A 13,467-nucleotide genomic window follows, 5' to 3' on the forward strand; every position below is an offset into this window, starting at 1 on the left:
TTTTAGTCATCTCTAAATTAAAGGCATTATTATTTAGAGGACAGTACTAATCCCCCATTAAAAATAACAACATAACATCAAAAAAATATATTTAGGTACAATTTCAACAAGAAGCTTATTTTATTAATAACTTTCTTCAATACTCAAAACCCAACATAACAAAATCAGCTAAATAACAATGTTTTTGTTATATAAATTGATTATTTAATCTGTTATAACTTGACAAAATGAGCGAAAAAAACAACAATAGAATAAACGATTGTTATATACCATTTAAATAACAACATGTACATACAACAACTACTACTATGTGAGAATAACATACATTAAAAACTCTTTCCACTCACAGTTTATGTCCTCCCATGGACAAAAAATAAAAGGAAAAGGAGCAACTTATGTTAACGGACGCAAAAAAGAAAGAATTGTTAGTATTCTATACCATTGTTCAAACCAATAAATGTTCCTTACGTGAATTATCTCAGGTTCTATCAATCCCTAAGAGAACGATCAAAGAAATCATCCGCAAATTAAACGGGACTATTTTTCAACAACTAAGTATCCCTAGATTCATTTACTCAACTGCCAAAGGCGAATTGAAGTTAGATTCACAACATAAAGATGAAAAAATGGCGATCTTTCATTATATAAAATTGTTTTTCCTACGCGAATCAAATCGGTTTAATTTTTTATTGTTACTTTTTGATTCGCCACACAGCCGTGTTTCAAAAAAAATATTACTGGAAAAGTTGTACATATCTCCTTCTTATTTAGAAAAACTAACTAATCAATTAAACAAATCACTTAAAAAGTTCCATCTGCAAATCATCTCTCGCCAAAATTGTTACATTTTGAAAGGCGATGAATTATCGATTAGAATTTATATGTATTTCTTTTTTTCTGATGCTTTTCAGGGGATTGATTGGCCTTTGACAAATATGAAACTTTCCCAAGTAAAGCATACTCATTTATCCAATGAGCTTTTGATGACCAAGAAAACATCAAAGATACAAGAAAAAGTTTACTTATTAGTGGCAATCTTTTTAATGCGATCTGCTCATCATCAATTACCAGATGCTAGCCTCTTAGAAAGCTATGAAACAATGAAAATTTTAACTTCTACAAAAGATTTTAGCAGCGAATTGAAAAAACAATTGTCCCAATCCTTGCCTGAAAGTCTTGTCCAAAATGAAGTACTATACTTTAATTTTTTACTTTGCTATTTTTTTCCTAACCTCATTCCCGAACAACAAAAAACACTCTTTGGCTATGAGTTTTCTAAAAGTAATCATTCGCTTTGTCGACAAGTTTCTTTTCTGATCAAAAAAATAGCTGAGTCATTCCCTTCGATATCTGCTGGTGAAAAGAAATATTATTACCATTATTTGATTATGATGCTGACGACGTTTATATTTTTATTCCAAGAAAAAATCGATTACTTCCATGCACTTTATTATCCTTCTGAAAATATGAAAATCGATGCCTCGGATCAACGATTAAAAAAAATACAAATGATCATCGCTGACACGTTTACTTCTCAACCAAGCCAAAATTTACTGCACGAACATCTTAGTCGCCTGATCTATACACTTTTAAAATCGGAAGAAAATAAAAAATTAGCGATACATCTACAGATAAGCAAGGTCTTTTCGGGAAACTACCACATCGAAAAATTATTAAAAAATATTTTTAATCATCAGTTTTTACAAATCACCGAAAATCCTGAAGAAGCTGATTTAATCGTCACTGATTGGTTCGATACCCAACAACAAACGGCAGATATCTTTTATCTTGACCCTGAACGTGAAGATGAACTTTGGCTCCATTTATTCCATCTGATACAAAGACTCCACCAAAAATAATCCTTTTGTTTCCTTAAGCTGGAAAATAGCTGAAACAAGCCAAAAAAGTATAGGACAACCTGTTGTCCTATACTTAACTATTATCTTGATAGACAGCCCTATCTTATTCAACTCTTCGCGTTTGAACCAGGTCAAAGCGGTTTAACGATAATTACTTACGATTTTTCATTGCTAGTAAGGACCTTAATAATGTCCCATGTACTAGTCTCTACGATTACCACCGAATAATAAGATCAAACGAAGCAATTGTAAGAAAGTGGCAAGTGCTGCAGCTACGTATGTCAATGCTGCGGCAAAGAGTACGTGTCTAGCCATTGGTACTTCTTCTGCTGTCAGAAGACCACCTTCGCTTAGAATTTGAATGGCTCGTCTGGATGCATTAAATTCGACTGGTAATGTAACTAGCTGAAACAAAAGCGCAAGTGAAAAAGCAAAAATACCGATGTTGATCAATGTATCATTCCAGCTCAGTAAAACACCAATCAAAATCAATGGAAATGAAATCATCGAACCAAAATTAGCCACTGGAACCAGTGCAGCACGAATCTTTAGTGGCGCATAACCAACAGCATCTTGTACCGCATGCCCACATTCATGAGCAGCAACACCAATTGCAGCTACCGAAGTAGACTGTGCCGTTGCTTGTGATAAGCTCAACATTTTATTTCCTGAATTATAATTATCGGTCAAATCTCCTGCAATTTGTTGGACACCGACATCATTAATTTGTTGACTTTGTAAAATGTATTGCGCTGCTTGAGTACCCGTCACGTTATTCTTACTTCTGATTTTGTCATATTTACGAAAAGTACTGTTCACATAAGCTGAGGCAATACCGGAAATAACTAATCCGATGATCACTAACAAAAATGTAGGATCAAAAAAGCCATACATGCCATATCCATACATGATAAATCCACTCCTTTTTATTTTAACTTATTTTACCATGAGTGATCTAAAAAGAAGGTGAAAATACCTTGAGTGTATTAGAGTTTTTTAACAAATTCTGATTTTAATTTCATCGGTCCAAATCCATCGACTTTACAATCAATGTTATGGTCGCCTTCCACTAGACGAATATTTTTCACTTTTGTTCCTTGTTTGATGGCACCAGATGCACCTTTCACTTTTAAATCTTTGATCACTGTCACACTATCGCCTTCTGCCAAAGGATTACCATTAGCATCAAGAACGATCAAGCCATCTACTTGGTCCTGTTCTTCATTTGTCCATTCATTTGCACATTCAGGACAAATAAATAATCCTCGATCTTCGTAAGTGTATTCAGAGCCACATTGTGGGCAGTTTGGTAATGTCATCTTCTTTCTCCTTTAAAAATAGCGTTGAGCATTATTGTAACGGATAACGTGTCTTTTGAAAAGAGAGATTTGTGATTTTTAAAACAAAGTTTAGTAAAAATCATTTTTACAACGAACAACTCTCTCTTCTAAAATAGTTACTATCTTTGATACGCATGACAAATCTCTTTGATTTCGTCATAAATTTCTGCCACTTCCGCTAAATCTTTCGCACTTGCGCCACTTGCGAGCGGGTGGCCACCACCATGATGCTTTTTCGCTAATTCATTAATGATCGGGCCTTTCGAACGTAACCGTACACGGTAATATCCTTCAGGTTGTTGCACAAAGATTCCCCAAGCTAATACCTCATCAATGACACCAGGCAAGGAAACAACAGCTGCTGTTTCAGAATCATCAATTCCGTATTGCGAAAGGAGTTCTTGTGATAAAATCACTTTTCCTGCGCCATTTTCATCAACCTGGATATTTTGGTATAAATAACCTGAAAGTTTAGCAACTTTCATCGGCATTTGTTCAATTTCACGATTCAATGCACTGGCATCAAAAGGATAACGTCTTAAATCTGCTGCAATCTCCAACGTTCTGGCGGTTGTAGCTGGATATAAGAAACGTCCCGTATCTCCTACGATCCCTGCATAAAGCAAACGCGCCGCACTTGCATTCATCGTTAACACATCTTTAAACATGAGAGCAAACTCCGTAATCATCTCACTACAACTGCTGGCTTTCGTATCGACCCAAACTAGATCACCATAAGGTTCATCGTTTGGATGATGATCAATTTTTATCAATTTCTCACCTAACTTAAAACGATCATCACTGATTCTAGGTGCATTTGCTGTATCAGTGACGATGACCAAAGCTCCTTCATACACTTGATCATCAACTATTTGCATTTCTGCTAAAAAGCGCAAGCCCTCCACAGTTTCCCCGACTTGGTAAATTTCTTTTTGAGGAAACGTTGCTCTTAAAATCTCTGCTAAACCTACTTGAGAACCTAAAGCATCTGGGTCAGGACGTTGATGTCGATGGATGATGATTCGATCATATGTTTTTATTTCTGCTAAAATTTCAGATTGGACAGTCATTATTTCCCTGCTTTCTATGAACGTTCCATTACTTGGCAAACAACGATTGCCTTGGAAACGATCGTATTTTCGATATATACTTCAATGTCTAGTTTGGCTGATCTCCGACCAATTTCAAGCACTCTCGGACGAATATCCAATTCGCTTTCAAGTTGGATTAAACGTAGATAATGGAGACTCATCTGTTCGATCATGATATTTCTGCGTTGATTTAATACCATGGTTTTTTGTGCAACATCAGAAAGGATCTCACTTAATACACCAAATGAAATCGTACCGACCCCATTGACCATTTGAGGGGTAACCATAAATTTAAACTTTGGATTTGCCAAAAGATTCCCGTCTCGGTCTCGATCGATCGTTTGGATTCCTCCTGAGATTTGGTCAGAGATCGTATCTGCAATTTGCGGTTGTCGCTGAACTAACTGCATGGCTTTCATCACATCTTGCCGAGTAATCAGCCCTTCAAGTGTCAAATCATCCGAAACGACTGGCATGACTTCTAAACCATCCCAGATCATTTGATGGCTGACAGAAGCAACACTCATGGTTTTTTTCACACTGATCGGGTCTTTTGTCATGACCCGCTCAATTACTTGTGTATCTGCTTTACCAAGTACATCTTTAGCAGTAATAATTCCCATCAAGCGCATGTGACGGTTCACTACTGGAAATCGTGAATGGTGCGTTTCCTCTGATAGTTTTTGATAATCGGCGATCGTATCTGTTTGTAGCAGGTAGTGTGTCTTTTCTGCTGACATATAGATATCACTGACAAGCATAATGTCTTTTTTAATCAATTGATCACTCAAAGCACGGTTGATCATCGTTGCTACGGTAAAGGTATCATAAGTCGTACGAAGAATCGGCATCGCTAATTCGTCTGCTAAGCGAGCAATCTCGGGGGTAGTGTCAAATCCACCAGTAATCAGCACGGCGGCTCCATCTTCTAAAGCTAATTTTTGAACTTCCGAACGGTTACCGACGATCATCAGTGATCCTGGTGTGATATAGCGTTCCATCGCATGTTTCGTCATCGCACCGATCACAAATTTATTCAATACTTTGTCTAATCCTGTTGCGCCTCCCAATACATCTCCTTCAATGATCCTGACGACTTCCCCAAACGTCAGTCGTTCAATATGTTTTTTCAATTTCCGCTCAATCCGGATTGTTCCGACACGTTGGATCGTTGAAACTAATCCGATATTTTCAGCATCCTTGATGGCACGATAGGCCGTTCCTTCACTTACGTTTAATTCTTTTGCTATACTTCTGACTGAAATACGATTTCCAACCGGTAAGCTTTCGATATATTCTAAAATCAAGTCATGTTTCGTCGCCATATCTTTAACCTACACTTCCAGCGTTTCAGAAACGCTCATTATTTTTCCTTCGTTCCCTGCCAACTTCTCAATAAATAGTTGAGGATCTTGTTGGATAACAGGAAATGTATTGTAATGGATAGGAACGACTAGCTTAGCGCCAATCCGTTTTGCTGCTCTCGCTGCATCTTCTGGTCCCATTGTAAAATTATCACCAATTGGTAAAAAGGCAACATCAATGGTAAATTGTTCGGCAAGTAAAGCCAAATCACTAAAATCAGCGGTATCTCCTGCGTGATAGATCGTTTTTCCTTCTGCTTTGATCACAATCCCACTAGGTTCGCCCATATAAAGCGGTGTGCCAGCTACCTCATAACTTGAGCTGTGCTGGGCAGGAACAAATTTTACGGTACCAAATGGAAATTCATATTTTCCACCAATATTCATCCCATGTCCTTTAGCACCTAACTGTTCCGCATAATTTGTAATCTCAACAATGCTGATAATCGTTGCATCATTTTGTTTAGCAATCGGCACCATGTCTCCTACATGATCGTTGTGCCCATGAGTAACTAAAACCCAGTCTACTTCTACCTTATCAGCTGTTAAATCTGTTAACGGATTGCCTGTAATAAACGGGTCGATAATCAAGCGTTCACCATTTTTCATTTCGATCGACACACATGAATGTCCGTGATAAGTAATTTTCACTTTTCTCACTCCTTTTACTTTCTTTCATACATTAAATAAACCGATTTCATTTAGAGAATAATCCTAAATAATAGTACAGTACATACGTAATCATTGTAACAGATAATACAGTTTGTACCAAGTGGCAAATCAGCTCAAACCACTCTAAGTACGCTACTCCACTAACTCTGCATACGTAAAAGGAACTATTTTTTCGAAGTCTGTTCTAGCGATCTTAATGCTTCTGCCAATTTCGCCACTTGACATGACCAACATTTGCTTTTCTTTGAAAGATGCATCAACTAAAAAAAGATAATCTGGGTGTTTACGATAAATGCCGATCGGTGTATTTGCACCATGTGGATAACCAGTAGATGCCATCACAAAATCCATTCCGGGAAAACCGACTTTGTGATCACCAGAAATTTTCCTGGTTTTTTTGTAATCTAAATGTTCCGACAATGGAACAACGGCAATGATTACACCTGTTTTATCCCCTTTCAAAACTAATGTTTTACAAACACTGTTTTGATCAATCTGTTTTTGCTTGAGTATTTTTTGAAAATCATTCAATTCTGTCTGATTAAATGTCAGAGCTTCGTAAGAAATTCTTTCTTTTTCTAAATATTCTTCTACTTTTGTTTTCATCTACTATCTTCCTTCCATTTCCTTCTCTTTTATTTTACAAAAAAATAGAAAAAAAAGAACGAGCAAGAACTTTGGTTCAACTGATACAAAAAATGGTATGGAAAAGTCACCTCTTTAAAAGATTACGACCTTTTCCACACCATTATTGTTTCAATTATTTTTTGCCTCTACGTTGTGTTGCTTCCATGATCACTGGTAAAATCACTGGACGACGTTTTGTTTGTTCAAATAGGTAGCGTCCTAATTGATCTCGAATGTCTTGTTTTAATTTACTCCACTCAAAGTCGTTACTTTCCAAGTGTTTTTCCACGATTTCTTCGATCATCGTCCCACTTTCTTTCATCAAATCACGACTAGCTTTGACATAAACGAAACCGCGAGATGTGATTTGTGGTTTTGAGACAATTTTCTTTTCACGGCGACTAATAGTAACTACAGCTACAAAAATACCATCTTCTGACAAGATTTTACGGTCACGTAACACAATATTACCAATATCACCAATTCCTAAACCATCGATCATCACATTTTCAGCACTGATCGTTCCAGCGACACTCATCCGTTTATTTTTATATTCCAACACATCACCACGTCCTGTGATGTAAATGTTTTTGTAAGGGATCCCGACGGCATGAGCTAAATCAGCATGAGCAGCTAATTCACGATATTCACCTTGAACAGGAATAAAATAAGTTGGTCTCATCAAATTAAGCATCAACTGAAGATCGTTAGGGTTCGCATGTCCAGACACTCGCATGTTCTCAGAGATCAATTTGACCGTACCACCTGCACGATAAATGATATCTTCTGTTTTAGCTACCATCGTTTCCATCGCAATACTTGGAGTAGTTGTGATATAGACTAAGTCGCCTTCTTCGATTTTGATATTACGGTGGGTTTTATTGGCCATTTTTTGCAATGACTTAATTGGTTCACCCATCCGTCCAGTTTCTAAAATGATGATTTCTTCTGGTTTGTATTTCTTCATGTCCTTCAAGGTCACAAGCAAATCTTCACTCGGAAGTTGTAGTTTTTCCAGACGCATTGCTGTTCGGATGATCCGTTCAAAATCTTGCCCTGTCAATACTACTTTTCTTTGTGCCTTTTCGGCTGCATCCAAGACTTGTTGAACCCGCTGTAGATTACTTGCCACACAAGCAACGATGATTCTACCTTCCCAATACTTGATCGTATCGAAGACTTCATCCGCAATCTGCAGCTCTGATGCTACAGGAACTGAGTTTTCAGCGTTCGCTGATTCACTAAGTAATGCCAATACGCCTTCTTTACCGATTTCTGCCAAACGAGCATAATCAGTTTGATACATTGGAATAGCTGTCTGATCGAATTTAAAATCGCCTGTGTAAACGATACTGCCCTCTTTGGTTTTCAAGTTGATCCCGACTGAGTCTGGAATCGTGTGGGTGGTTCGGAAAAAGCTGACGATCGTCTCGCCAAAATCAATCTCCGTGTGTTCATCGACTACATGGAAATCTTTGAAACCTTTTGCTGCATCATTTCGTCCCACACTCAATTTAGCAAGCTCGATCGTTAACTCGGTTCCAAACACTGGTACAGAGAGCTTAGAAAGTAAATAAGGTAACGCTCCGATCGCATCTGCATGTCCATGTGTCAAAAAGACTCCCGCTACCCGATCAATGTTTTCTTCCAGATACGTAAAGTCAGGAATGACCACATCAATACCTAACAATTCGTTTTCAGGATATTTTAAACCACAGTCTAAAACAAAAATATCTTCTCCCACTTCAGCGATGTACATATTTTTTCCATTTTCACGTACGCCGCCTAAAGGGATAATTTTAATGGTACTCACAAATTTCACCTCTTCTTATGATGTCCAAGTTTAAAGACATCGATTCTCTTCTTTAACTAAATAGATGATTCATCTCAATGAGCAACTCACAAAATTTTAGCTGGCTTCTTCTATTGCTTAGCAAGAAAAAGCAGCTGATTGACAGTCCTCTTGTTTATCTTCTGCCATTTTTGAATAAGTTTCATTAAAGCGATGAATCGATTATTTTTAACACAAAAGTCGAAAACAATGGATTCGACTACTCCCCATCATTATACAACAAATTAGATAAATCGCTAGCATCTGCTATTTTCAAGAAAAAAAGCCTGGTTTTATAACGCACAACCAATCTTGCCTCAAGTCGTTGATTAAAACAGTCTCAATTTAACAAACTGTCTACTTTTATCCGTTCTTCTGTTACAAACATACTCCGTCTATTTTACCATATTTTTAGAAATAACTATAGTAGGATTTTCGATCTCAATAAAAGCTTTCTTACTACCAATCACTTCAAAGCTCTATTAAGTTCATTGACTTATAATTATACTTATCATAATTCGAGAGAGTACATCGATAGATTTGCTGGAACGCATACTAAAAAAAAACGGTAGAATTGGTATCGTGGCGCACCTCAAAAGTTCGTTTACTAACTATAAGAGGTGCAAAACACAATAAACCAAATCTATCGTCTTTTACAATCAATCTTCCTTAAGAACTCGCTTTGGACAAAACCAGAGGATCATTCTCAAAGTTTTAACCAAACTTCTCTTTTGGAGAAACTATTTTTTATCATCTTTTTTGGAGAATTTTTCTTTGACATCTTCAAAGCCTTCTTTGATATCATCGCCTAAATTACGAGCTTTTTCTTTGATATCAGCACCAAGTGATTGTGCTTTTCCTTCAGCTTCTTTGCTTTTATCATCTGTTGCTTTACCGTAAGCTTCTTTTCCTTTACCAACTACTTTGTCTTTTGCATCTTCAGAACGTCCTTTTAAATCTGCCATCTTAATTCCTCCCTTAAATTTCTCATTTCTAACTATCTAACTATTATCAGGGTATCATCAACTTGAAAAACAGACAAACAGTATGCTCTTAGATCGTTTTTTCAAAGGTTCCCCACACTTTAACTTCTTTGTTTTCAACCATTACTTGTCCTTTGGCGATCACTGTTTCGATGGCTAAGGTTTCTTTGTCAAGTATACATAGATCAGCATCGTTCCCTACTTTGATTGTTCCTTTTCGCTTCAGCTTTAACACACGAGCGGGATTGACTGTGATTGCTCGCAAGGCTACTTCAAGTGGAATCTCTTCTTTTTCTACCGCTTCTTTGATACCTACCAGTAGTGATTTTGCGCTTCCGACACCCATACCAAGAAAGTGATTTTTTTCATCAAAGTAAGGTAAACTTCCTTGTCCATCAGATGACATTGTAAAATGATCAAGGGAAACGCCAGCTTCGATCAACTGTTTTAAAGCTTTACTAAAGCGGACTTCCCCATCTGTTCGTTCCCAAAAATCAGGATCTTCGCTCGCTGTGAAGTCAATTGTCCCACCTTTTTTCGCAAACTCGATACAAGCTGTTAAAAGTTCTGGCGTGCGGTTGGCATGGGTAGGTAAAAATTGCGTAATCGGAATCTCGGTTTCCTCAACTACCCTTGTTAATAACTCTAGTTTACGTTTTCCTCCACCTAAATGGACATTGACGATACCAGCTTTACCAGACAACATACCTCCTACTCGGGCATCAGCAGTTGCTCGAGAAAATTCTTCAAATGTAGGCTGAGATGATCGATGGTCAGAAACAGCAATTTCGCCAATTCCGATGATTTTATCAATTGTCAAAAAATCTTTGATGATTGAGTCCGTAACCGTTTTGAGTGGTAACCGATAAGAACCTTCATAGACGTAAGTTGAAATTCCTTCTGCTTCTAAGCCTTTTGCCTTACTGATAAGCGCAGTCATGTCACGACCTTCACCATCTGTTCCCAAACACCCAACAACTGTTGTTACACCCGCTGTCGTCAATTGGCTTAAAGTTACTTCTGGCGTACGATTTTGAAAACCGCCCTCTCCACCTCCACCTAAAAGGTGAAAATGGCAATCAATAAAGCCCGGTGTCAACACTTTCCCACTACCGGAAATTTCTTCCACTTCTAACTCAGCATAGCCACCGGTCAACGCTTCTTCAAGCGCAATAATTTTATCCCCGGCAATCAATACATCCATGACCCCTAAATAATCTGGTGCATAGACCTCAATTTGACGAATGATTTTCATTTGACTTCATCCTTTCTGATACCGATATTTTGGTTTTCTTTGTTTCAAAAGTAACTATTTTTAGTATAAAAAAGCCGAAGAATAATGAAAATAAGACAAACTATTTTCAGTCTCTTCGGCTTGCTTTCTATAAGTCAACTTTTTGGCTAGTAAGTTTGAAAAAGCATCGAGTTCCTCTGTCATCAGAAAAAACACGATTCGTGGATTCTTCACTAGCCTTAACTTTATTGCTTCGCTATTGTAAGCCGATTGCTATCGCAATCATGATAAAGATAGTACCTAGGACAAAAAAGAATCCTTGCATTTTGATTTGGAATCTTGCCCATTTTGCCCACTCGATACGTGCAACACCTAAGACACCAATCAAACTAGCTGATACAGGGGTAAAGGCATCCATAAATCCAGCGCCTAATTGATAAGCTAATACAGCTACTTGACGAGAGACCCCTACTAAGTCAGCAAGTGGTGCCATGATTGGCATCGTTAACGCCGCTTGACCAGAATTGGATGTCACGACTAAATTAAACAGGCTTTGGAAAATATACATTGCCCACGCTCCGATAGCCGCTGGTACTCCTGCTAAAGCTGTACCGATACCATGTAGAATGGTGTTTAAAGCAGAAGGAACAGAAGCATCTGAGCCACCTAATACTAATAAGATCCCTTTTGCCATCCCTACAACGATTGCTGTTCCAGCTAGATCAGCAGCACCCGATTGGAAAGAAGAGGCAATATCATTGATCCGCATGCCATCCAATTTGAAGATTACTGCAATGATCCCTGCGACTAATCCCATAACAAAAAATTGTGAAGCAATTTCTGGGATATAATACCCTTCTTGCGTAACACCCCAAACGATCCAAACCAATACGATGAGCATTTCAAGTAAAATCAATTTGTGTCCCAACATAAACGCTTTTTTCTCGTCGGTTGTTTTTTTCAAATGACTTCTGAAATAATCATCTGATTTATACGTCAATGAGCTTTCAGGGTTTTTACGGATTTTCTCCCCATAAATCATCAAATAGCCAGCAGATAACGCTGTGATAACGACCCACATGATCAATCGGAACGTCGCACCCGATAACACTGGAATGCCAGCGATCCCTTGAGCAACTGCTACACTAAACGGACTCATCCAGGAAGTCGCATTTCCGACTTGAGAGGCGACATACGTGACTGTTACTGCAACGATCGAGTCATAACCAAGAGCTATCACAAATGGGACCATCACCATAGAAAAAGGAATGACTTCCTCTGCCATGCCGAATGTCGCGCCACCGAATGAAAAAGCAAAAAATAATAGCGGTAAGGCTAAACGCTCCAGTCCCCTTGTCTTACTGATGAAAGCATAGATCCCTGCATCAATTGCCCCGGTGCGCATGATAATTCCAAAAGCACCACCAACAACTAAAATAAGTGCAGCGATTCCGACAGCCGATCCATACTTGTCTCCTGAAACTAACCCTTCAAAGACAAAATTCAAAAATCCGAAACCACCAAAATCATCGGTCCCCCATACTCGAGCCGTTTTATGGAGTTTTTTTGAAGTATCATAAATGCGTTCGCCAAATTGGTCATAAAGTACATCATCTGTTAAAGAGATTTCATCTAACTTTTCTTGCGTTAATTTCTTTTCACCTTCAGAAATCACTTCTTCTAACCCTTTTTCAGGAACTTTTAATTTCTCTCTTTCCGTCGGATCATTTTGTAACTTCTCTAATTGATCAAATACATAGGAGCGATCCAAGGCATAAGCATAACGAAATGAATCTTGGCGTAATACAGTTCGCGTACTTGTTTCTCCATTTGCATCTTGGTATTCGATATCTTGTGTACTAAATTTTCCTGCTGGTACAATAAATGTCAGCAACCAAGCAAGGATAACCACTCCAAAAATGATGACATAAGTATGGGGTGTCGTCATTTTTGTGAGATCCCGTTTGGATTTCCCCGAAGACACTTGCTTCTTCACTATGAAGTCTTCCTTTCTATCTTTAAATTTTTATGAATAAAACAATCAATATCAGATTAGATTATACAGCAAAAAAACGCTAAACACATTAATTATCTATTAAAGCAATCTTTTTTATTTTTGTTAAAAGCAACCAAAAAAAGTTAAATAATTCTCTTGTATTTTGTGATGCAAGGATATAATCAATTAGTTTCATATGATATCTTTACTTGTTTTATTATTTATGAAGAAAAGCCAATTGTATTTTATCATTTTTAAAATATGTATATTTTTTCAACATTCGATATAAATAGAATTTTTTATTCATTATTTATCCGAAAAAAAACGAATAAAAAAACAGATAGTGTATTAGAAAAAATAGCTGCTTCAGACTTTTTTTAATCTATAAACAATCTTCATTGCAATAATCATAACTAATGTACTATAATTGCAATGTAAAGAGTTTTGGGGAAGACTCTTTCATCAACGTG

Annotated in this window: 11 protein-coding genes; 1 reads left to right on the forward strand and 10 read right to left on the reverse strand. The window is 37.4% G+C overall.

The window, feature by feature from the left end; all coding sequences use genetic code 11:
• The first annotated feature begins 395 nt into the window (after nt 1–395).
• Nucleotides 396–1,859, forward strand: coding sequence for a helix-turn-helix domain-containing protein (locus tag IGL28_RS10685; protein ID WP_081128540.1), 1,464 nt, complete (start codon nt 396–398; stop codon nt 1,857–1,859).
• Nucleotides 1,860–2,060: 201 nt separating this feature from the next.
• Here IGL28_RS10685 and IGL28_RS10690 read toward each other — a convergent pair whose 3' ends face one another.
• The 10 genes from IGL28_RS10690 to yfcC form a co-directional block, all read right to left on the reverse strand.
• On the reverse strand, nt 2,061–2,768 hold the full coding sequence (locus IGL28_RS10690; RefSeq protein ID WP_010720736.1) for a zinc metallopeptidase: 708 nt from the start codon (nt 2,766–2,768) through the stop codon (nt 2,061–2,063).
• A 77-nt stretch (nt 2,769–2,845) separates the two neighbouring features.
• Nucleotides 2,846–3,178 (reverse strand): zinc ribbon domain-containing protein YjdM, encoded by a 333-nt coding sequence (locus tag IGL28_RS10695; RefSeq protein WP_010720737.1) that lies wholly within the window; start codon nt 3,176–3,178, stop codon nt 2,846–2,848.
• A gap of 140 nt (nt 3,179–3,318) precedes the next feature.
• A complete protein-coding gene (locus IGL28_RS10700; protein ID WP_081128538.1) occupies nt 3,319–4,269 on the reverse strand; it encodes a DHH family phosphoesterase in 951 nt (316 codons plus the stop codon).
• Nucleotides 4,270–4,283: 14 nt separating this feature from the next.
• Complete coding sequence (locus IGL28_RS10705; RefSeq protein ID WP_010737191.1) at nt 4,284–5,615, reverse strand: DRTGG domain-containing protein; 1,332 nt, start codon at nt 5,613–5,615, stop codon at nt 4,284–4,286.
• A 9-nt stretch (nt 5,616–5,624) separates the two neighbouring features.
• Nucleotides 5,625–6,305 (reverse strand): metal-dependent hydrolase, encoded by a 681-nt coding sequence (locus tag IGL28_RS10710; RefSeq protein WP_081128536.1) that lies wholly within the window; start codon nt 6,303–6,305, stop codon nt 5,625–5,627.
• Nucleotides 6,306–6,458: 153 nt separating this feature from the next.
• Nucleotides 6,459–6,932, reverse strand: a complete 474-nt coding sequence (locus IGL28_RS10715; protein WP_010720741.1) for a YbaK/EbsC family protein — start codon at nt 6,930–6,932, stop codon at nt 6,459–6,461.
• Between the two features lie 154 nt (nt 6,933–7,086).
• On the reverse strand, nt 7,087–8,766 hold the full coding sequence (locus IGL28_RS10720; RefSeq protein WP_010720742.1) for a ribonuclease J: 1,680 nt from the start codon (nt 8,764–8,766) through the stop codon (nt 7,087–7,089).
• Between the two features lie 758 nt (nt 8,767–9,524).
• Nucleotides 9,525–9,749, reverse strand: coding sequence for a CsbD family protein (locus IGL28_RS10725; RefSeq protein WP_010720743.1), 225 nt, complete (start codon nt 9,747–9,749; stop codon nt 9,525–9,527).
• Between the two features lie 88 nt (nt 9,750–9,837).
• Nucleotides 9,838–11,022, reverse strand: a complete 1,185-nt coding sequence (iadA, locus tag IGL28_RS10730) for a beta-aspartyl-peptidase (RefSeq protein WP_081128534.1) — start codon at nt 11,020–11,022, stop codon at nt 9,838–9,840.
• Between the two features lie 235 nt (nt 11,023–11,257).
• Nucleotides 11,258–12,997 carry a putative basic amino acid antiporter YfcC gene (yfcC, locus tag IGL28_RS10735; RefSeq protein WP_010720745.1) on the reverse strand — a complete coding sequence of 580 codons (1,740 nt, stop codon included), beginning with the start codon at nt 12,995–12,997 and terminating at the stop codon, nt 11,258–11,260.
• Nucleotides 12,998–13,467 lie beyond the last annotated feature (470 nt).

Origin of the sequence: Enterococcus sp. AZ077 (assembly GCF_051714965.1) — a bacterium.
GTDB classification, from domain to species: domain Bacteria; phylum Bacillota; class Bacilli; order Lactobacillales; family Enterococcaceae; genus Enterococcus_B; species Enterococcus_B hirae.